At 73.3% G+C, this 18,924-nt stretch carries 17 protein-coding genes, 1 rRNA gene and 1 pseudogene; 12 read left to right on the top strand and 7 right to left on the bottom strand.

Annotated features, from left to right (window positions below; genetic code table 11):
- Both rrf and CRM73_RS08800 read left to right on the top strand, forming a co-directional pair.
- Positions 1 to 108, top strand: a 5S ribosomal RNA gene (gene rrf / locus CRM73_RS08805); the annotation flags it as partial.
- 238 nt (positions 109 to 346) lie between these two features.
- Positions 347 to 829 carry a GyrI-like domain-containing protein gene (locus tag CRM73_RS08800; protein WP_126346399.1) on the top strand — a complete coding sequence of 161 codons (483 nt, stop codon included), beginning with the start codon at positions 347 to 349 and terminating at the stop codon, positions 827 to 829.
- 21 nt (positions 830 to 850) lie between these two features.
- Here CRM73_RS08800 and CRM73_RS08795 read toward each other — a convergent pair.
- From CRM73_RS08795 to CRM73_RS08785, 3 genes and pseudogenes are all read right to left on the bottom strand, one after another.
- Positions 851 to 1,009: pseudogene (locus tag CRM73_RS08795) on the bottom strand (transcription initiation protein); the annotation flags it as partial.
- Positions 1,010 to 1,207: 198 nt separating this feature from the next.
- The gene (locus CRM73_RS08790; RefSeq protein ID WP_109223005.1) at positions 1,208 to 2,446 is read right to left on the bottom strand and encodes a dicarboxylate/amino acid:cation symporter; all 1,239 of its coding nucleotides are present in this window, start codon (positions 2,444 to 2,446) and stop codon (positions 1,208 to 1,210) included.
- Between the two features lie 83 nt (positions 2,447 to 2,529).
- Positions 2,530 to 3,555, bottom strand: a complete 1,026-nt coding sequence (locus tag CRM73_RS08785; protein WP_229587410.1) for a hypothetical protein — start codon at positions 3,553 to 3,555, stop codon at positions 2,530 to 2,532.
- Here CRM73_RS08785 and CRM73_RS08780 point away from each other — a divergent pair.
- The 10 genes from CRM73_RS08780 (at position 3,508) to CRM73_RS08735 (ending at position 14,279) form a co-directional block, all read left to right on the top strand.
- Entirely contained in the window at positions 3,508 to 4,458 is a 951-nt protein-coding gene (locus tag CRM73_RS08780) for a hypothetical protein (protein ID WP_229587409.1), read from the top strand. The genes CRM73_RS08785 and CRM73_RS08780 overlap by 48 nt on opposite strands.
- Positions 4,451 to 5,455 (top strand): HAD-IIA family hydrolase, encoded by a 1,005-nt coding sequence (locus CRM73_RS08775; protein WP_017834278.1) that lies wholly within the window; start codon positions 4,451 to 4,453, stop codon positions 5,453 to 5,455. The genes CRM73_RS08780 and CRM73_RS08775 overlap by 8 nt, the downstream gene beginning before the upstream one ends.
- Complete coding sequence (locus CRM73_RS08770; RefSeq protein ID WP_109244423.1) at positions 5,452 to 5,706, top strand: hypothetical protein; 255 nt, start codon at positions 5,452 to 5,454, stop codon at positions 5,704 to 5,706. The genes CRM73_RS08775 and CRM73_RS08770 overlap by 4 nt, the downstream gene beginning before the upstream one ends.
- Positions 5,703 to 6,449 carry a TlyA family RNA methyltransferase gene (locus tag CRM73_RS08765; protein WP_109244424.1) on the top strand — a complete coding sequence of 249 codons (747 nt, stop codon included), beginning with the start codon at positions 5,703 to 5,705 and terminating at the stop codon, positions 6,447 to 6,449. The genes CRM73_RS08770 and CRM73_RS08765 overlap by 4 nt, the downstream gene beginning before the upstream one ends.
- Before the next feature lie 123 nt (positions 6,450 to 6,572).
- Positions 6,573 to 7,634, top strand: a complete 1,062-nt coding sequence (locus tag CRM73_RS08760; RefSeq protein ID WP_081994162.1) for an NAD kinase — start codon at positions 6,573 to 6,575, stop codon at positions 7,632 to 7,634.
- Entirely contained in the window at positions 7,631 to 9,343 is a 1,713-nt protein-coding gene (gene recN, locus CRM73_RS08755) for a DNA repair protein RecN (RefSeq protein WP_035924075.1), read from the top strand. Before CRM73_RS08760 ends, recN begins: the two co-directional genes overlap by 4 nt.
- A gap of 54 nt (positions 9,344 to 9,397) precedes the next feature.
- Positions 9,398 to 11,122 (top strand): CTP synthase, encoded by a 1,725-nt coding sequence (locus tag CRM73_RS08750; RefSeq protein WP_035924074.1) that lies wholly within the window; start codon positions 9,398 to 9,400, stop codon positions 11,120 to 11,122.
- 138 nt (positions 11,123 to 11,260) lie between these two features.
- A complete protein-coding gene (locus tag CRM73_RS08745) occupies positions 11,261 to 11,914 on the top strand; it encodes an NUDIX hydrolase (RefSeq protein ID WP_017834272.1) in 654 nt (217 codons plus the stop codon).
- Positions 11,911 to 12,942: a site-specific tyrosine recombinase XerD gene (locus CRM73_RS08740; protein WP_035924073.1), complete on the top strand. Its 1,032-nt coding sequence runs from the start codon at positions 11,911 to 11,913 to the stop codon at positions 12,940 to 12,942. Before CRM73_RS08745 ends, CRM73_RS08740 begins: the two co-directional genes overlap by 4 nt.
- Positions 12,943 to 13,070: 128 nt before the next feature.
- On the top strand, positions 13,071 to 14,279 hold the full coding sequence (locus CRM73_RS08735; RefSeq protein ID WP_052132738.1) for a D-alanyl-D-alanine carboxypeptidase family protein: 1,209 nt from the start codon (positions 13,071 to 13,073) through the stop codon (positions 14,277 to 14,279).
- A gap of 110 nt (positions 14,280 to 14,389) precedes the next feature.
- On the opposite strand, the gene CRM73_RS08730 is transcribed toward CRM73_RS08735, so the two are convergent.
- Genes CRM73_RS08730 through CRM73_RS08715 form a run of 4 tightly spaced genes read right to left on the bottom strand, consistent with a single transcriptional unit; the run spans position 14,390 to position 18,738 of the window.
- Complete coding sequence (locus tag CRM73_RS08730) at positions 14,390 to 15,532, bottom strand: bifunctional 2-methylcitrate synthase/citrate synthase (protein WP_109223012.1); 1,143 nt, start codon at positions 15,530 to 15,532, stop codon at positions 14,390 to 14,392.
- Positions 15,533 to 15,569: 37 nt separating this feature from the next.
- Positions 15,570 to 16,478, bottom strand: a complete 909-nt coding sequence (prpB, locus tag CRM73_RS08725) for a methylisocitrate lyase (RefSeq protein ID WP_229587408.1) — start codon at positions 16,476 to 16,478, stop codon at positions 15,570 to 15,572.
- A gap of 3 nt (positions 16,479 to 16,481) precedes the next feature.
- Positions 16,482 to 18,002, bottom strand: coding sequence for an MmgE/PrpD family protein (locus CRM73_RS08720; protein ID WP_017834268.1), 1,521 nt, complete (start codon positions 18,000 to 18,002; stop codon positions 16,482 to 16,484).
- Between the two features lie 58 nt (positions 18,003 to 18,060).
- Positions 18,061 to 18,738, bottom strand: coding sequence for a GntR family transcriptional regulator (locus tag CRM73_RS08715; protein ID WP_017834267.1), 678 nt, complete (start codon positions 18,736 to 18,738; stop codon positions 18,061 to 18,063).
- Positions 18,739 to 18,924: the final 186 nt, after the last annotated feature.

Below are 18,924 nucleotides of genomic sequence, written 5' to 3'. Positions count from 1 at the left end.
CATAGCGTGGGGGAAACGCCCGGTCCCATCCCGAACCCGGAAGCTAAGACCCGCAGCGCCGATGGTACTGCACCCGGAAGGGTGTGGGAGAGTAGGACACCGCCGGACCACACCACCAGGGTCGAGCCCCCGCACCACACGGTGCGGGGGCTCCCCGCATTTAACACCCATCACCCAGCACGAGCTCTACGGGACAGGCCCTCATCCCACGATGAGGGCCTGTGCTCATCCTTGGGCCCCGCTGCCGCCGGCGAGCGAGCCGGACCCGCGATACGGCCGCCGCTCCACGGACCGACCGCTGTCCGTCACAGAAGCGCGGGACCGGCCGACAGCGGATAATGCGGGCATGGATGCGACCGACCATGAGTCCTTCACCCCGAGGGTGATCGAGCAGGACGAGCAGCACACGGCGGTGGTGACCGGAACGGTGGCCATGGGCGAGCTGCGGGAGTTCTTCGACCGCGCCTTCGGCGAACTGGGACAGGCGATGTCCGACGGGGCGTTCGAGCCGACGGGTCCTCCGATGGCCGTCTACCACGGGGTTCCGGCGGGGACGGTGCACCTGGAGGTGGGTTTCCCGGTGCAGGGGGAGGTCTCCCCGAAGGGCGCAGTGGTGGCGGGCCGGCTGTCCGCCTCTCGCGTGGCGACGTCCGTGCACCGCGGCAACTACGACGACCTCGGGCGATCCTGGCAGCACCTGGCGGAGTGGGCGGGGCAGCAGGGGCTCGCCCTCGGCGACCGCATGTGGGAGGTCTACGTGACCGAGCCGCGGCCGGGGGACGACCCTGCCGACATGGTCACCGAGCTCTACTGGATGCTTCGTCCCTGATGTCCCGCGGGCCGCTCGGCCCACGGCCGGGGAGGCCTCGTCGATCCCGCCGCCGAAGACGTACACGCCCGCCGCCTTGGCCTCCTCGATGACGGCGTGCGAGGCCTCCACCACCGCCTCGAAATCCTCCTCGGGGACCACCATGGCCTCACTCGGGAACGAGATCAGGTACTTCGTCATGGAAGGGCTCCTCTGCTCCGGCGGCGTCGTCCCTCGGCTCCTCGGCGGGGCACCGCACGGGTGCCCGCCCGATGATGGCTCCGACGCCGGACCTCGGGTCAAGGCGGAGCTTCGGGAACGATCCGCGGCATCCGGTCGAAGGAGACCGACCGAGCGGGCGCTGCGGGGCCCCGCCCCGCAGCGGATGGAGCCGGACGACTACCGAGCGGTGTGTGCGTCCGACAGCGTCAGCTCCGCCGGGTTCTCCTGTGCGGATCCGGTCGCGGTGTGCCGGCCGATGAGCTTGTTCATGACCACGGCGATGGCACCGTCCCCGGTCACGTTCGTCGCGGTGCCGAAGGAGTCGATGGCGATGTACGTGGCGATCATCAGGGCCACCGCGGTCTCGTCGAAGCCGAGCATGCCCTGGAGCAGACCCACGGCGGCCATGATCGCGCCGCCGGGAACGCCCGGGGCGGCGACCATCGTGATCCCCAGCATGAGGATGAAGCCCACGTAGGCCACGTCGTCGACGGGGGTGCCGGTGATGGTCATGACGGCCGTCGAGAACAGCACGATCTTCAGCGTGGACCCGGCGAGGTGGATCGTCGCGCTCAGCGGGATCACGAAGCCTGCCACGGACGGACGGACGCCGTTGGCCTCCGCGCACCTCAGGGTGACTGGGATGGTCGCGGCGGAGGACGACGTGCCCAGCGCTGTGGCGTAGGCCGGCAGCATGTTCTTCAGCAGGGTCGCGGGGTTGCGGCCCACGTAGATCCCCGCGACGACGTACTGGGCGACGAGCAGCACGACGGACAGGGCCAGGGCGACGAGCACCACCTTCGAGAAGGTGGCGACGACCACCAGGATCTGTCCGTTCATGGTGAGGCCCATGAACATCCCGAAGATGTAGAGGGGCAGCAGCGGGATGATGACCAGCTCCACGATGCGCATGATGATCCGGCGCAGGTCGTCCATGCTCCGGTGGAGGGTGTCACCCGGTATGAGGGTGATGCCCACCCCCAGGCAGAAGGCCAGGAGAAGCGCTGTCATGACGCCGAACACGGGTTCCATCTCGAGCGTGAAGAAGCCGGCGAGGGCGCTCTCCTCCGGGTTGGCCAGGGCGTCGACGTCTCGCTCCCCGGCCAGCAGCCACGGGTATCCGGCGCGGGCGACGGCGAAGGCCAGCAGACCGGAGAGGACGGTGGAGGCGTACGCGATGGCGGCGGTCACGCCGAGCCACTTGCCGGCCCCTCTGCCGAGGTCGCCGATGGCCGGGGTGACGAGACCGACGATCAGCAGCGGGACGATGAAGCCGAGGAAAGCGCTGAAGAGGCCGTTGAACGTCAGGAAGACTCGGGCGAGCGGTTCGGGAAAGAACAGACCGCAGGCGACGCCCAGGACGATGCCGAGCAGCACGCGCACCAGGAGGTGGGACGTGAGGGGTTTTTTGGACATGAGCCCATCATCCGACGAGGGAGCGGCCGGGGACGAATCGGGACAGAGGGTCGTCGGACCTGCTTATACAATGGGAACGATCATCATGGCGGACCGTTCTCCGGCCACCGCCGACATCCACGAGAGCCGACCGGCACCGCGTCGGCACAGAGGAGCGGTACGTGTCCGAGTCTTTCCAGCACGGGTCCCGGGACGAGCGTCGGAACGGACATTCCGGCGACCGCCGGTCCGGCGGAGGAGCCGGGCGCGAGGGCGACCGGTCCGGCGCCCAGCCCCGACGCCGTTTCGACGAGGGGCAGCGCGGTCCGGCTCGCGACGGCGAGGCGCGCGGACGCAACTCCCAGGACCGCGGAGCCGCCGACCGGCCCGGCCGCGACCGTCAGGACGAGCGTCGTGGCGGGTACGCGCCGCGAGGTGACCGGCGTGATGACCGGCCGGGTGAGCGGGGGTCGCGCCGGGAGGGCGAGGGCTACCGCGGTCGCCGCGACGACCGCCAGGACGACCGTCGTGGCGGGTACGCGCCGCGAGGTGACCGGCGTGATGACCGGCACGGTGACCGTCGCGGAGGCTACGGCGACGACCGCCGGCGTGACGACCGTCAGGGTGAGCGGGGGCCGCGTCGTGAGGGCGAGGGCTACCGCGGTCGCCGCGACGACCGGCAGGACGACCGTCGCGGTGGCTACGCCCCGCGAGGCGACCGGCGCGATGACCGGCAGGACGAGCGTCGTGGCGGGTACGCCCCGCGCGGTGACCGGCGTGACGACCGTCAGGGTGAGCGGGGGCCGCGTCGTGAGGGCGAGGGCTACCGCGGTCGCCGCGACGACCGGCAGGACGACCGTCGCGGCGGGTACGCGCCGCGAGGTGACCGACGCGGCGGGATCCCGGACCGCGACGAGGGCTACCGGGGCCGGCGTGACGACCGGGACGACGTCTCGACCCACCGTCACCGGGCGCCCGAGGTGGACGAGGACATCACGGGTCGTGAGCTCGACAAGCCGACCCGTGCCCAGCTGGGGGCGCTCGAGCCGCGCAACGCCGAGGCCGTCGCCAAGCACCTGGTCATGGCCGGGCGCTACCTGTTCGACGTCCCCGAGCTCGCGCTCGAGCACGCGCAGGCGGCGGGACGGCGCGGCGGCCGCATCGCCGCCGTGCGGGAGGCGACCGGCGTCGCGGCGTACGAGGCGGGTGACTACGCACTGGCGCTCAAGGAGCTGCGCACGTTCCGCCGGATGACCGGAGCCGACATCCACCTGCCCCTGATGGTCGACTGCGAGCGGGCCCTCGGACGCCTGGACAAGGCCGTGGAGCTCGCGACGTCCGAGGCCGTGCAGTCGCTCGAGCCCAGCGAGAAGGTGGAGCTGGCCATCGTGCTGGCCGGCATGCGCCGGGACCAGGGGGACGCCCAGGGTGCGGTGGACGCGCTGACCATTCCGCAGCTGGACAGGAACCGGGGCTTCCCCTACAGCCCCCGGCTGTTCCGCGCCTACGCCGAGGCCCTCCGGGGCGTCGGGAGGGACCGCGAGGCCCTGACCTGGGACCGGCAGGCCGTGGTGGCCGAGGCCGCCCTCGGGACGGGGCAGTTCGCCGAGCCGGAGATCGTCGACTTCGACGACGAGGAGGAGACCGAGCAGGTGCCGGCCGGCGGCGTCGTCCTGGCCGACGCCGAGGACACGGCCCAGGACCCGACCTCGGACCCGGCGGACGCACCGGCCGCAGACGCGGCCGAGGCCTCCGGCGACGATCCGGGCCTCGACCCCGACGGCGGGGCGGACGACGAGAGCGAGGACGTGCTCGACGAGGGCACCGAGGAGGAACCGGACCTGGATCCGGACGACGAGGCGGAGGGCTCGGAGCACGACCTGGACCCGGACGACGACTTCGAGGGCGGCTCCGAGGCCGACCTCGACCCGGACGACGACGAGGATCTCACCGACCTCGACGGCGACGACGCGAGTGACGACGAGCGTGACGAGGCGAGCGACGGCACGGACGGCGGCCCGCGGCGTGGCTGAGCGGCTGCTCGACCGGTACGACGCCGTCCTGAGCGATCTGGACGGCGTCGTCTACGCCGGCCCGCACGCCATCCCCGGCGCACCGGAGGTCCTCCGCCGGATCTCCGAGGACGGCGTGCCCGTGGTGTTCGTGACGAACAACGCCTCGCGCTCCGTCGCGACGGTCGCCGAGCACCTGACGGACCTGGGCGTACCCACGGGCCCGGACGGCGTGGTGAGCGCCGCGCAGGCGGGAGCCGAGCTCCTGGCGCAGCGGGTCCCGGCCGGCACCGCGGTGCTCGTCACCGGTTCCCAGGCCCTGGCCGACGTCGTCGCGGAGGCCGGGCTGGTCCCGGTCCGCGCCCAGTCCGACGAGCCCCGCGCCGTGATCCAGGGCTTCGACCCCGGCCTGGGCTGGGCCGAGCTGGCCGAGGCCGCGTACACGCTGGCCGACCCGGACGTGCTGTGGGTCGCGACCAACACCGACCGCACCATTCCGCAGGCCCGCGGTCTGGCGCCCGGCAACGGCACGCTCGTGGCCGCCGTGGCGGCCACGACGGCGCGGCCGCCGGTCGTGGCCGGCAAGCCGGAGGCCCCCATCTTCCGCACCGCCGCCGAGCGGGCGGGCAGCGCCCGGCCCGTGGTGCTGGGGGACCGGCTGGACACCGACATCCGGGGCGGCAACGCCGCCGGCTTCGCGACGATCGCGGTCCTCACCGGGGTGGACACCGTGCACACGATCCTCGCCGCGTGCAGCGCGGAGCGCCCGGACCACGTCGTCGGGACCCTGCACGCGCTCTTCGAGCCGTATCCCGAGGTCGAGGTCTCGTCCTCCGCCGGAGCGCACTCCGCGCGCTGCGGAGCGGCGGAGGCCGAGACCGACGGCACGCGGCTGCGGATCCGCGGCGCCCAGGACGACCTCGACGCCTGGCGGGCCGCGTGCGCGGCCTGGTGGGCGGCGCACCCCGACACCGACGTCCCCGTGGTCCCGGACCCCGAGTGGGAGGCGGGCGAGTGACCGGGGGCGCCGGGGCGCAGCGCCCGGCCGGGGACGACGGCGCAGCCCTGCGCCCGACCGGTCACGCCCGGGTGGACGCCGTGCTGGACCGTGCCGGTGAGCTGGAGGCGCTGCCGGTCGCGGAGCACCCCGGCCGCTACGACGAGCTGCACGCGGCACTCGTCGCCGAGCTCGACGCCGAGCCCGGCACGGTCCCCGCCGGCCTCGTGCCGCGACCCGGCACCGGACAGGAGGAGGCGGCGCACCGGTGAGCTCCCGTCTCGACCAGGAGCTGACCGCGCGGGCGCTGGCCCGCTCCCGCACGGTCGCCGCCCGGTGGATCGGCGAGGGCCGTGTCCTCGTGAACGGCCGCCCCGCGACCAAGCCCTCCGTCCGGGTCGGCCCCGAGGACCTGCTGGAGGTCCGGCCCGCGGACGTCCCGGACTACGTCAGCCGGGCCGGGCACAAGCTCGCCGGAGCGCTCGCGGCCTTCCCGGCCATCGGCGTGGGGGGCAAGCGGTGCCTCGACGCCGGCGCCTCGACGGGCGGGTTCACCGACGTGCTGCTGCGACGGGGCGCCCGGGAGGTGGTCGCCGTGGACGTGGGCCACGACCAGCTCGACCCCTCGCTCCGGGCCGACCCCCGGGTGCGGGTGCTGGAGGGCATGAACGTGCGCTGGATGCGCCCCGAGGACATCGGCGGCCCGGCGGAGCTCACGGTCTGCGACCTGTCCTTCATCTCGCTCACCCTGGTCCTGGAGCCGCTGGCGGCGGCCACGGTGCCGGGCGGTGACCTCGTGCTCATGGTCAAGCCGCAGTTCGAGGTCGGTGCCGAGCGCCTCGCGCGCACGGGGGTGGTCACGAGCGAGCAGGAGCGGGCCCGGGCCGTCGAGGCCGTGGCCGCCGCCGCCCGGGCCCACGGACTGTCGGTCCGGGGCCGGGAGCGCAGCCCGCTGCCGGGCCAGGACGGCAACCACGAGTTCTTCCTGTGGTGCCGCCGGGACCAGCCGTCCTGACTGTCCCCGCCCTCGCGTAGGGTGGTGAGCGGTGCCCGGTCCGCGGGCACGGCGTGCGCCACGGGCCGGTCCCGGTCCTGACGACGCCCGCGCGCACCGAGCAGTCGAGAACGGGAGGACCCGGTGAGCAGAAAGATCCTGGTCATGGCCCACATGGGCCGGCAAGAGGCCAAGGACGCCGCCCGCGACTCCTGTCTCCAGCTGCACGAGGCCGGCCTGGTGCCGGTGATCTCGCGGGCGGACCTCGAGGCGCTCCAGGAGGACGCGGAGCCGCTCGCGCCCGTGGAGGTCATCGAGGAGGACGTCTCCCTGCGGGAGATCGAGCTCGTCATGGTGCTCGGCGGGGACGGGTCCATCCTGCGCGCCGCCGAACTGGTGCGCAGCGTTGACACCCCGCTGCTCGGGGTCAACCTGGGCCACGTGGGCTTCCTCGCCGAGAGCGAGCGCTCCGACCTGCGCGAGTCCGTGGAGGCCATCGTGGACGGGCGCTACACGGTGGAGCAGCGCATGACGATCGACGTCACCGTGTGGCAGGGCGAGAAGAAGGTCCTGCACACCTGGGCGCTGAACGAGGCCTCGGTGGAGAAGGGCGACCGCGAGAAGATGGTCGAGGTGGTCATCGAGGTGGACCGCCGGCCGCTGAGCACCTTCGGGTGCGACGGTGTGGTCCTCGCCACCCCGACCGGATCCACCGCCTACGCGTTCTCCGCAGGCGGGCCCGTGGTGTGGCCAGAGGTCGAGGCGCTGCTCATGGTGCCCCTCAGCGCCCACGCCCTGTTCTCCCGGCCCCTGGTCATCTCCCCGAACTCCATGATGGCCGTCGAGGTCCTCACCCGCACCGACGCCCGCGGCGTGCTGTGGTGCGACGGCCGCCGGACCACCGAGCTGCCGCCGGGCTCCCGGATCGAGGTGGTGCGCTCCCCGAAGGCGGTCAATCTCGCGCGGATGCACCTCACCCCCTTCTCGGAGCGGCTCGTGCGGAAGTTCGAGCTGCCCACGAGCGGCTGGCGGGGGCCGGTGCCCCCGCACGAGGCGGCCGCGGCGCGGACCACGGCCCTGCCCGTCGTCCGCGGCGACGAGGCGCAGGAGCAGCAGAAGTCCACCGTCGGGCACGAGATGCCGCACGAGCCGGACGCCCCGGCGCCCACCGCACCCGCGACGAGTCCGGGGAGGCCGGCTGAATGATCGAGGAGATCCGCATCCACGACCTCGGGGTCATCACCGACGCCGTGCTGCCCCTCGGCCCGGGGCTGAGCATCCTCTCCGGTGAGACCGGCGCGGGCAAGACCATGGTGGTGACCGCCCTCGGGATGCTGCTGGGCAACCGCTCCGACGCCGGCGCCGTGCGCTCCGGGGCGCCCAAGGCCGTCGCCGAGGCCGTCGTGCGGGTGCCGGCCGGCCATCCCGCCGCGGTCCTCGTCGAGGACGCCGGCGGCGCGGTCGACGTCGAGGCCGTCGGGGACGCCGAGGAGGCCCTCGTCACCGTCGCGCGGACGGTGACCGCGGAGGGGCGCAGCCGCGCCCACGTCGGTGGCCGCTCCGCTCCCGTGGGCACCCTCTCCGCGGTGGGCCAGACCCTGGTGGCGGTGCACGGCCAGTCCGACCAGCTGCGGCTGAGGTCCCCGGCCGCCCAGCGCCACGCCCTGGACCAGTACGCGGGGGAGGAGCTGGCCGCCGAGCTGCGCCGCTACCGGGAGCGCCTCGCCGAGTACCGCTCCGTGCAGCAGACCCTGCGCGAGGTCACCGAGCACGGCCGCGAACGCGCCCTCGAGGCGCAGAGCCTGCAGGGCGCCCTCGAGGAGATCGACGCCGTGGACCCCCAGCCCGGCGAGGACGAGCGCCTCGACCAGGAGAGCCAGAAGCTGACCAACCTCGAGCAGCTGCGCGCCGCCGCCCTCACGGCCCACGCCGCTCTGAGCGGCGGGGAGTTCGCCGACGCCGACACCCCGGACGCGACCGCCCTCGTGGCGGCGGCGCACCGGGCCCTGGAGCAGGAGGCCGGCTCCGACCGTGATCTCGAGGAGCTGTCGGGGCGGGTCGCCGAGCTGGCCGTGCTCGTCAACGACATCGCCGCGGACCTCTCGGGCTACGCCTCGGGGCTCGACGACGAGGGCCCCGCCCGCCTGGCCGAGGTGGAGTCCCGGCGGGCCAAGCTCAAGTCCCTGACCCGCAAGTACGGCGCCACCGTGGACGAGGTCCTCGACTGGGCGGGGCGCTCGCGGGCGCGCCTCGACGAGCTGACGGACGACCCCGCGCGGGAGCAGGAGCTCCGGGCGCGGCTCGAGCAGCTGCACGCCGAGCTGAGCGAGCTGGCCGCGCGGATGACCGAACGGCGCCGGGACGCCGCCCACCGGCTCTCCGGTGCCGTCAGCTCCGAGCTCACGGCACTGGCCATGCCCAACGCCTCCCTCGTCATCGAGGTCGAGCCCACCGAGGAGTTCTCCGGCCACGGGAGGGACGAGATCTCGTTCCTCCTCAGACCGCACGCCGCCGCCGCGCCCCGGCCCCTCGGCAAGGGCGCCTCCGGCGGTGAGCTGTCCCGCCTCATGCTCGCCATCGAGGTGGTCCTCGCCGCCGTGGACCCCGTGCCCACCTTCGTCTTCGACGAGGTGGACTCGGGGGTGGGCGGCAAGGCCGCCGTGGAGATCGGCCGCCGGCTGAAGATGCTCGCCCAGCACGTCCAGGTCCTCGTGGTGACGCACCTGCCGCAGGTCGCGGCGTTCGCCGACCAGCACATCCTCGTCACGAAGAGCACGGACGCCACGGTCAGCGACGTGCGCGTGCTCGACGCGGAGGAGCGCGTGGTGGAGCTCGCCCGCATGCTCGCCGGCCACGAGGACTCCGCGGCGGCCCGTGAGCACGCCCGGGAGCTCGTCCGTGGCGCGGTGCTCTGAGGTGCCGCCGCCCGGTGATCCCCAGCACGCAACCGACGTCCTGAGCGGACAAGAATGATAGGGTCGAATTCCGTGGTGAATGCAAACGAAGCCGCCCACGAGGCCGGCGCACAGCAGACCGAAAACCAGCGACCGGGCAAGGTGACCCGCCAGATCTTCGTGACGGGCGGCGTGGCCTCCTCCCTCGGCAAGGGCCTGACGGCCTCGTCCCTCGGGATGCTGCTGCGGGCGCGCGGGCTCTCCGTGACGATGCAGAAGCTGGATCCGTACCTCAACGTCGATCCGGGCACCATGAACCCCTTCCAGCACGGCGAGGTCTTCGTGACCGACGACGGGGCGGAGACCGACCTCGACATCGGCCACTACGAGCGGTTCCTCGACGAGAACCTCGACGCCTCGGCGAACGTGACCACCGGACAGGTGTACTCCACGGTCATCGCCAAGGAGCGCCGCGGCGAGTACCTCGGGGACACCGTCCAGGTCATCCCCCACATCACCGACGAGCTGAAGAACCGCATGCGCCGCCGCGCGCAGGGCGACGACCAGCCGGACATCATCATCACCGAGATCGGCGGCACGGTCGGCGACATCGAGTCCCAGCCGTTCCTCGAGGCCGCGCGGCAGGTCCGCCAGGACGTCGGCCGCCGCAACGTGTTCTACCTGCACGTCTCCCTGATCCCGTACATCGGTCCTTCGGGCGAGCTGAAGACCAAGCCGACCCAGCACTCCGTGGCGGCGCTGCGCGGGCTCGGCATCCAGCCGGACGCGCTGGTGCTGCGCTCCGACCGGCAGGTGCCGGACACGATGCTGCGCAAGATCGGCAACGCCTGCGACGTCGACCACGACGCCGTGATCTCCTGCCCCGACGCCCCGAGCATCTACGACATCCCCCGGACCCTGCACAGCCAGGGGCTCGACACCTACATCCTCGACTACCTGGGGCTGGACTACCGGGACGCGGACCTGGCGCAGTGGGAGCGGCTGCTCAAGGCCGTGCACGAGCCCTCCCACTTCGTCACGGTGGCCATGGTCGGGAAGTACATCGACCTGCCGGACGCCTACCTGTCGGTCTCCGAGGCCCTGCGGGCCGGCGGCTTCGCCAACGACGCCCGCGTGAAGATCAAGTGGGTGGCCTCGGACCTGTGCGAGACGCCGGAGGGCGCCCAGCGCGAGCTCGGCGACGTCGACGCGATCTGCGTCCCCGGGGGCTTCGGCATCCGCGGCATCGAGGGCAAGCTCGGCACCCTGCGCTTCGCCCGGGAGCACCGCATCCCGACCCTCGGGCTGTGCCTGGGCCTGCAGTGCATGGTCATCGAGTTCGCCCGCTCGGAGCTCGGCCTGGCGGGGGCCTCCTCGACCGAGTTCGAGCCGGAGACCGCCCACCCGGTCGTGGCGACCATGGACGAGCAGAAGCAGTTCGTCGAGGGTGCCGGTGACCTGGGCGGCACCATGCGGCTCGGCCTCTACGACGCGCAGCTGCGGCCCGGGTCCGTCGTGGCCGGCGCCTACGGCTCCACCGAGGTCAAGGAGCGCCACCGTCACCGTTACGAGGTCAACAACGAGTACCGGGAGCGCCTCGAGGAGGCGGGGCTCGTGATCTCCGGGACCTCTCCGGGCGGCACCCTCGTGGAATTCGTGGAGCTGCCCGCCGACGTCCACCCGTACTACGTGGGCACCCAGGCGCACCCCGAGCTCATGTCCCGCCCGACCCGCCCGCACCCGCTGTTCGACGGGCTCGTCAAGGCGGCCCTCGAGCGCCGTGAGGCCGAGGGCCGCTGAGCCCCCGCCCGTCACCGCACGGGCGTCCCGGTGCAGGCGCCGGTCCTCGCGAGGACCGGCGCCTGCACCGTCTCCCCATCCGCACCCCGCCCGCCGCTCCCGTCGCCCCGCGACGGCGGCCGTTCCGAAAGAGACCCCATGGACATCCGCCACCTCGCACCCGAGGAGCTCTCCGACCAGCTCAGCGACCGCCGCACGGTGGCCTCCGAGACGGTCTACGAGGGCTTCATCTGGGACGTCCGGCGCGACGAGTTCGAGCTCGCCAGGGGGGAGGACCCGCTGCGGCGCGACTACATCACCCACCCCGGCGCCGTGTCCGTGCTCGTGCTCAACGACCGCGACGAGGTGTTCCTGATCAACCAGTACCGCCGGCCGGTCGGGATGACCATGTGGGAGATCCCCGCCGGCCTGCTCGACGTCGAGGGGGAGGATCCCGCCGTGGCGGCCCAGCGGGAGCTCGCGGAGGAGGCCGACCTGCGGGCCGAGCGCTGGGACGTGCTCGTCGACTTCCACAACAGCCCCGGTTCCTCCTCGGAGGCCAACCGGATCTTCCTGGCCCGTGGTCTCAGCGACGTCCCCGACCACGAGCTCCACGAGCGGGACGGCGAGGAGGCGGAGATCCACGGGGCGTGGGTCCCGCTCGACGGCGCGGTGCGGGCGGTGCTGGAGGGCCGGCTGAACTCGCCCGCCGCGGTGATCGGGGTCCTCGCCGCCCACGCCGCCCGGGCGGAGGGCTACCGGTCCCTGCGCCCGGCCGACGCCCCGTGGCCCGGTCACCCCGACCTCCGGTGACCGGCCTCCCCACCGACGGGACGTCCGGGACCTCGCCCGGCGCCCCGTCCGGTGACCACCCCGGCGACGCGCTCGACCGCGCGCTGGAGCGCTATCTGCAGCACCTGGCCGTCGAACGGGGTCTGGCCGCCAACACGCTGGCCGCCTACCGCCGGGACCTGCGCCGCTACGCCGAGCACCTCCGCGAGCGGACGGACCCGCCCGTGACCACCCCGGAGGGCATCACCACCGGTCACGTGCGCGACTTCCTCCGGGACCTGTCCGCCGGGTCGCAGGACAGCGCGCCCCTGAGCACCCGCAGCGCCGCCCGCACCCTCGTCGCGGTCCGGGGCGCCCACCGGTTCTGGGTCCTCGAGGGGATGACGCGCACGGACCCCGCGGCCCCCGTCCAGCCGCCCACGCCCGGGATGCGCCTGCCCAAGGCCGTCCCGGTCGAGCAGGTCACCGCGCTGCTCGAGTCGACCGGCACCGACACCCCCCAGCAGCTGCGCGACCGGGCGCTGCTGGAGCTGCTCTACTCGACGGGCGCCCGGATCTCGGAGGCGACCGGCCTCGACGTCGACGACCTCTCCCGGGCCGTGCGCCGCAGCGGGGAACCGGAGGAGAGCGGCGCGGGGATGCCCTTCGTGCGGCTGTTCGGCAAGGGCGGCAAGGAACGGATGGTGCCGCTGGGCTCCTGGGCCGTGCGCGCCGTCGACGAGTGGCTCGTGCGGGGCCGGCCCGCGCTCGCCGCCCGGGGACGAGGCACCCCCGCACTGTTCCTCAACGCCCGGGGCGGGCGGATCAGCCGCCAGACGGCGTGGACCACGGTGAAGAGCGCGGCGGAGCGGGTGGGCCTGGGCGACCGGATCACCCCGCACACGCTGCGCCACTCCTTCGCGACCCACCTCCTCGAGGGCGGCGCCGACCTGCGGGTCGTCCAGGAGCTGCTCGGCCACGCGTCGGTCAGCACCACCCAGGTCTACACCCTGGTGACCGTCGAGTCCCTGCGCGAGGTCTACGCCGCAGCCCACCCCCGCGCCCGGTAGCCGGGGCGGGTCACCGGCAGCGCGTCCCGGCGGGGTCACACACGCGCCGGTGCTTTCGGGAAGGCCCGCCCGCGGCCTAGCCTGGACGCACGCCCGAGCGCTCCGCTCGGCGGACGGACGGGGACGTCATGCGCGAGACCACGCGGCACAGCACACGGCAGACCACGCAGCCCAGCACGCGGAGGACCGGGCGGACGGGCCGGACGCTGCTCGTCCTGCTGTTCGCCCTCGGACTGGCCTTCCCGGGACTGGTCCTCCCCGGCCTCGGCACCCCGGCGTTCGGGGCCACGGCGATCCAGGCCGAGCACCAGCGGCTCGGGGGAGCGGACGGCCGGCTCGGCCGGGCCCTGGGGGCCGAGCGGTGCGGGCTCGTCCGGAGCGGCTGCTACCAGAAGTTCGAGCGCGGGACCATCCACTGGTCCCCGCGGACCGGGGCCCGTCCCACGTGGGGTGCGATCCGTGCCGCGTGGGCCGCGCAGGACCACGAGCGGGGGCCGCTGGGCTACCCCGTGGGCCGTGAGGTGTGCGGACTGCGCGACGCCGGCTGCCACCAGGCCTTCGAGGGCGGGGTCGTGGTGTGGTCGCGGCCGAGCGGGGCGCATCCCACCGGCGGCGGCATCCGGGCGGCCTGGCTGCGCCACGGCGCGGAGCACGGCGCCCTGGGATATCCGGTCTCGGCGGAGTCCTGCACGGGCGGCGGCTGCCGGCAGACCTTCCAGCGCGGGTCCGTCAGCTGGGCCCGCGGCGCCGGGACCCGGGTGGTCCGGGAGATCGACCGTGCCGCGTCGGTGTACGTCGTCGTCAACAAGCGCCGCCCCCTCGACCCTGCCGACCACGTGCCGCGCCCCCTCGAGTCCGTGGGCGGGCAGCTCCTGCGGGCGGACGCCGCCGCGGCGTTCCGGCGGATGCAGCGGGCCGCGGCGGCGGACGGGGCTCCTCTGACCGCGGTCAGCGGCTACCGCTCCTACGCCACGCAGGCCGGCCTCTACCGCGACTACGTGGCGCGCTACGGGCAGGCGCAGGCGGACCTGATCTCGGCGAGGCCCGGTCACAGCGAGCACCAGACCGGGCTGGTCATGGACATCGGCGACCCGAGCGGGGAGTGCGGTCTGCAGAGCTGCTTCGAGGGGACCCCGGCCGGGGCGTGGGCGCGCGAGCACGCCCACGAGCACGGCTTCGTCGTGCGGTATCCCCGCGGCCGGACCGCGACCACCGGCTACGCCTACGAGCCGTGGCACCTGCGCTACGTCGGCGTGCACGTGGCCTCCGGCATGGTCGACCAGGACATCCCCACGCTCGAGCACTACATGGGGCTGCCCGCGGCGCCCACCTACTGAGCCCGCCGCGTCCCTCCCGGAGGTCTCCCGTCCGGACCGTCGCGGGACGGGAGCGGACCGGCGGGGACGGGCAGGGGGCGGGTCCCCGGACCCGCCCCCTGCCCGGCGCGCTACAGGTGCCGCTCGTCCGGGCCGTTGTACTCGGACAGCGGGCGGATCAGGGAGTTGGCGGCCACCTGCTCCATGACGTGCGCGGTCCAGCCGGTGATCCGGGCGGCCACGAACAGCGGGGTGAACGTGGGGATGTCGAAGCCCATGAGCCAGTAGGTGGGACCGGCGGGGTAGTCGAGGTTGGGCTTGATGCCCTTCGCCTGGTCCATGGACCGCTCGAGCCCGTTGTACAGGCCCAGCAGCTCGCCCCGGCCGTAGTGGGCGACCATCGTGTCCAGGGCCGCCTTCATGGTGGGCACCCGCGAGTCACCGTGCTTGTACACGCGGTGGCCGAAGCCCATGACCTTCTTCTTCGCCGCCAGGGCCTCGTCCATCCAGGCCTTGGCGCGGGTCTCGGCCTCGGCCTCGGTCTCCTCCTTGCGGATGCCCAGCTCCACGAACGTCTCCATGACGGCCTCGTTGGCCCCGCCGTGCAGCGGGCCCTTGAGCGCGCCGATGGCGGCCGTGACCGCCGAGTGCAGGTCCGACAGGGTCGAGGTCACCACCCGAGCCGTGAACGTCGAGGCGTTGAAGGAGTGCTCGGCGTAGAGGATCATCGACACGTTGAACGCCTCGACGACCTGGGGGTCGGCCTCCTCGCCGAAGGCCATCCACAGGAAGTTCGCCGAGTAGTCGAGGTCGTCGCGCGGGGCCACCACGTCCTGGCCGCGGCGTCGGCGCTGGTCGTAGCAGACGACGGCGGGCATCGCCGCGAACAGCTTCTGCGCCTTGGCCAGGTTCGCCGCGGGGGAGGAGTCCTCGGCCTGCGGGTCCTGGGCGCCCAGGACGGAGGCCGCGGTGCGGCACACGTCCATGGGGTGGCAGGTGGTCGGCAGGGCGTCGATGATCGCCTTGAGCTCGGGCGTCAGCGCCCGGTGCTCCCGCTCCCGGGCCCGGAACTCCGCCAGCTCCTCGTCCGTGGGCAGCTCGCCGTTCCACAGCAGCAGGGCGACCTGCTCGAAAGAGCAGTTCGCCGCGAGCTCCTGGACGGGATAGCCGCGGTAGAGCAGGGAGTTGGTGTCCGGGTTGACCTTGGAGATGGCCGTGTAGTCGGCGACGACGCCGGCCAGTCCCTTGTGGACCTCGCTCTGGGTCTCGGTCATGGTGGTCTCCTTCACGTGGTCGGTGCGGTGGGTGCGGTCAGTGGTGCAGCCCGGGGACCTCGAAGTCGAAGACCCCGGAGTCGAACTGGTTGTACCCGTTGTAGTCCACCAGTTCGTAGAGCCGGGCGCGAGTGAGCATCTCCGGCACGGCCGCCTCCTGGGTGCCGTCGGTGCGGAGGGTGTCCAGCACGCGCTCCATGGCGCCCAGGGCGGCGCGCATCAGGGTCACCGGGTAGATGATCATGTTCACCCCGGCGTCCTGGAGCTGGTCGGCGGTGAACAGCTGCGACTTCCCGAACTCGGTCATGTTCGCCAGGATCGGCACGTCCACCGCGGCCCGCATCGCCTCGAACTCGGACAGGTCGGCCATGGCCTCGGGGAAGATCGCGTCCGCCCCGGCGTCCACCAGGGCCTTCGCCCGGTCGGTGGCGGCGTCCAGGCCCTCGACGCCGCGGATGTCGGTGCGGGCCATGATCAGGAAGTTCGGGTCCCGGCGGGCCTCGGCGGCGGCCCGGATCCGCTTGACGGCGGTGGCCAGGTCCACGACGTTCTTGCCGTCCAGGTGGCCGCAGCGCTTGGGGTTGAACTGGTCCTCGATGTGGCACCCGGCCAGGCCGGCGTTCTCGAGCTCCTGGACGGTGCGGGCCACGTTCATGGGCTCGCCGAAGCCGGTGTCGGCGTCCACGAGGCACGGCAGGTCGGTCACCCGGGCGATCTGCCCGGCCCGGGCGGCCACCTCGGGCAGGGCGGTGAGCCCGATGTCGGGGAAGCCGAGCTCGTTGGCGAGCACGGCCCCGGAGATGTAGACGCCGTCGAAGCCCTGCTCCTGGATGAGCTTCGTGGACAGCGGGGTGAAGGCGCCGGGGAAGCGGACGGTGCGGGGGCCGGCCAGCATCTCGCGCAGGGCGATCCGCTTGGCCTCGGGGGTGGTGGTGGAGAACAGCATGGCTTAGAAGATTCCCTTCGTGCCGGTGCGCAGGGGATGCGAGGCGGTGACGTTGAGGGCGTCGAGCTCGCCGGCGCCCAGGGCCGGGAGGTTCTCGGCGGCGGCGATGAACCGGTCCAGCTCGTCGTCGGCGACGATCCCGGCGGCCAGCGTCCGCAGCTTGGTGACGTACTGCTCGCGGGCGAACGGGCGGGCGCCCAGCGGGTGGGCGTCGGCCACGGCGATCTCGTCGGTGATCACGGTGCCGTCGGTGAGGGTGATCTCCACCGACCCGCCGAAGGCCTTCTCGCTGATGTCCAGGGAGTGGTAGCGGCGGGTCCACTCGGGGTCCTCGGCGGTGGTCACCTTCTGCCACAGCTCGACGGTGTCCGGGCGTCCGGCGCGCTCCGGGGCGTAGGAGTCCACGTGGTGCCAGGTGCCGTCCTGCAGGGCCACGGTGAAGATGTAGGGGATCGAGTGGTCGAGGGTCTCCCGCGATGCGGTGGGGTCGTACTTCTGCGGGTCGTTGGCCCCGGAGCCGATGACGTAGTGGGTGTGGTGGCTGGTGCGGATCACCACCGAGGTCACGTTGTCGGGGTCCTTCGCCTCGGGGTGCTCGCGGTGCAGCTTGCGGGCCAGGTCGATCCAGGCCTGCGCCTGGTACTCCGCCGAGTGCTCCTTGGTGTAGGTGTCCAGGATCGCGGCCTTGGCCTCCCCGGGGGCCGGCAGCGGGACCTCGTAGGCCGCACCCGGGCCGTCCAGCAGCCAGGCGATGACCCCGTCCTCGCCCTCGTAGATGGGGGTGGGGGAGGTCTGCCCGCGCATCGCGCGGTCCACGGCCTCCACGGCCATCTTCCCGGCGAAGGCCGGGGCGTGGGCCTTCCAGGTGGAGATCTCGCCCTTGCGGGACTGGCGGGTGGCGGTGGTGGTGTGCAGGCCCTGGCCGATGGCGTGGAAGATCGTCTCCACGGGCAGGCCGAGCAGGGTGCCGATCCCGGCGGCCGCGGAGGGGCCGAGGTGGGCGACGTGGTCGATCTTGTGGGCGTGCAGGCAGATCGCCTTCACGAGGTCCACCTGCAGCTCGTAGCCGGTGGCGATGCCGCGGACCAGGTCGTGGCCGGTGGCCCCCACGTGCTGGGCCACGGCCAGGATCGGGGGGATGTTGTCGCCGGGGTGGGAGTACTCGGCGGCCAGGAACGTGTCGTGGTAGTCGAGCTCGCGCACGGCCACGCCGTTGGCCCACGCCGCCCACTCGGGGGAGACCTTGCGGGTGGCGGTGTCCACGCCGTAGAGGCCCGAGCCCGTGCCGCCCGGGGTGGGCGCGTGGGCCAGGGCCTGGTCCCGGGCGGAGACGATCGGGTCGCGGTTGAGGGAGGCGATCGCGACCGAGGCGTTGTCCAGGACCCGGTTGATCACCATCTCCGTCACCTCTGGGGTGACCTCGACCGGGTCGGCGGCGACCTCGGCCATCTTCCAGGCCAGCTGCTCCTCGCGGGGCAGGTTGTCCTTGGACGGGTGGACGCGCACGGAATGGAGAACGGTCATGGGAGTTCCTCTCGTGGGGACGGACGACCGCCGGCGGCGGTCGAAGGGGTGTCCGCGCTCAGCCGGCGGCCTCGAGCGGGGGAGCGGGCTGGACCCACTCCCGGACAGGGGTGGTCAGGACGGCCTGCAGCGAGTTGGCCAGGTGCACACGGGTCGCCGCCTCGGCGAGCTCCTCGGAGCCCTCCGCGACGGCGCGGGCGATCTGGGCGTGCTCGGCGGCGGCGCGCGCGAGCCGGTCGGGGTTGGTGCGGGAGAGCTTGCGCACCCGGGCCAGGTGCAGGCGCAGGGAGCGCTGGGCCGCGGTGAGGTACGGATTGGCCGTGGCCTCGTCGATGGCGCGGTCCATGCGCTCCACGAGGTCGTAGTACCCGGCCCGGTCCGTGCCCGGCCCGTGGAGCTGGGCCACGACCGCCTCGAGCTCGGCGGCCAGCTCCTGGAACGCGACGGGGTCGCGGCGCCGGGCGGCCAGCCGGGCCGCCCGGCAGTCGAGGGCCTCCCGCAGCTCGAACAGGGCGCGGACGTCCTCGAGGGAGACCTGGGAGACCACGACGCCGCGGCCCCGGTGCGCCTCCGCGAGACCGTCGGCGGTGAGCCGGCTGAGGGCCTCGCGGATCGGCGTGCGCGAGATGCCGAAGCGCTCCGACTGCTCGACCTCGCCGAGCACCTGGCCCGGGAGCAGCCGCCATTCGACGATGTCCTCGCGCAGGGCCTCGTAGGCGCGGTCGCTGGCTCGCACGGCTCCCTCCTCGCTCTTGTCGCCCGCGACGGGGAGTGCGCCGCGGACTCTGGGTGACAGGCATCACAATGCACGAGCATTGTATACACAGTTCGGTGCAGTTGACGAGGGATTTGGTCCGGATCGGCTCGATCGTGCATCTGTGTATACAGAGGTCTTGTCGTGTGTGACCTGCACCACTAGGGT

Source organism: Kocuria sp. CCUG 69068 (assembly GCF_020833785.1).
In the GTDB taxonomy this organism is placed as follows: Bacteria; Actinomycetota; Actinomycetes; order Actinomycetales; family Micrococcaceae; genus Kocuria; species Kocuria rosea.
The sequence above is the reverse complement of the archived record's forward strand: the minus strand, read 5'-3'. Positions and strand labels throughout refer to the sequence as shown.

What these genes read in the sequence shown, in the direction of transcription:
- CRM73_RS08790 (WP_109223005.1), bottom strand. Translation starts at nt 2,446, where the DNA reads ATGTCCAAAAAACCCCTCACGTCCCACCTCCTGGTGCGCGTGCTGCTC.
- CRM73_RS08730 (WP_109223012.1), bottom strand. Translation starts at nt 15,532, where the DNA reads ATGACCGAGACCCAGAGCGAGGTCCACAAGGGACTGGCCGGCGTCGTC.
- CRM73_RS08720 (WP_017834268.1), bottom strand. Translation starts at nt 18,002, where the DNA reads ATGACCGTTCTCCATTCCGTGCGCGTCCACCCGTCCAAGGACAACCTG.
- CRM73_RS08750 (WP_035924074.1), top strand. Translation starts at nt 9,398, where the DNA reads ATGATAGGGTCGAATTCCGTGGTGAATGCAAACGAAGCCGCCCACGAG.
- CRM73_RS08745 (WP_017834272.1), top strand. Translation starts at nt 11,261, where the DNA reads ATGGACATCCGCCACCTCGCACCCGAGGAGCTCTCCGACCAGCTCAGC.
- recN (WP_035924075.1), top strand. Translation starts at nt 7,631, where the DNA reads ATGATCGAGGAGATCCGCATCCACGACCTCGGGGTCATCACCGACGCC.
- CRM73_RS08780 (WP_229587409.1), top strand. Translation starts at nt 3,508, where the DNA reads ATGGCCGGGCGCTACCTGTTCGACGTCCCCGAGCTCGCGCTCGAGCAC.
- prpB (WP_229587408.1), bottom strand. Translation starts at nt 16,478, where the DNA reads ATGCTGTTCTCCACCACCACCCCCGAGGCCAAGCGGATCGCCCTGCGC.
- CRM73_RS08800 (WP_126346399.1), top strand. Translation starts at nt 347, where the DNA reads ATGGATGCGACCGACCATGAGTCCTTCACCCCGAGGGTGATCGAGCAG.
- CRM73_RS08735 (WP_052132738.1), top strand. Translation starts at nt 13,071, where the DNA reads ATGCGCGAGACCACGCGGCACAGCACACGGCAGACCACGCAGCCCAGC.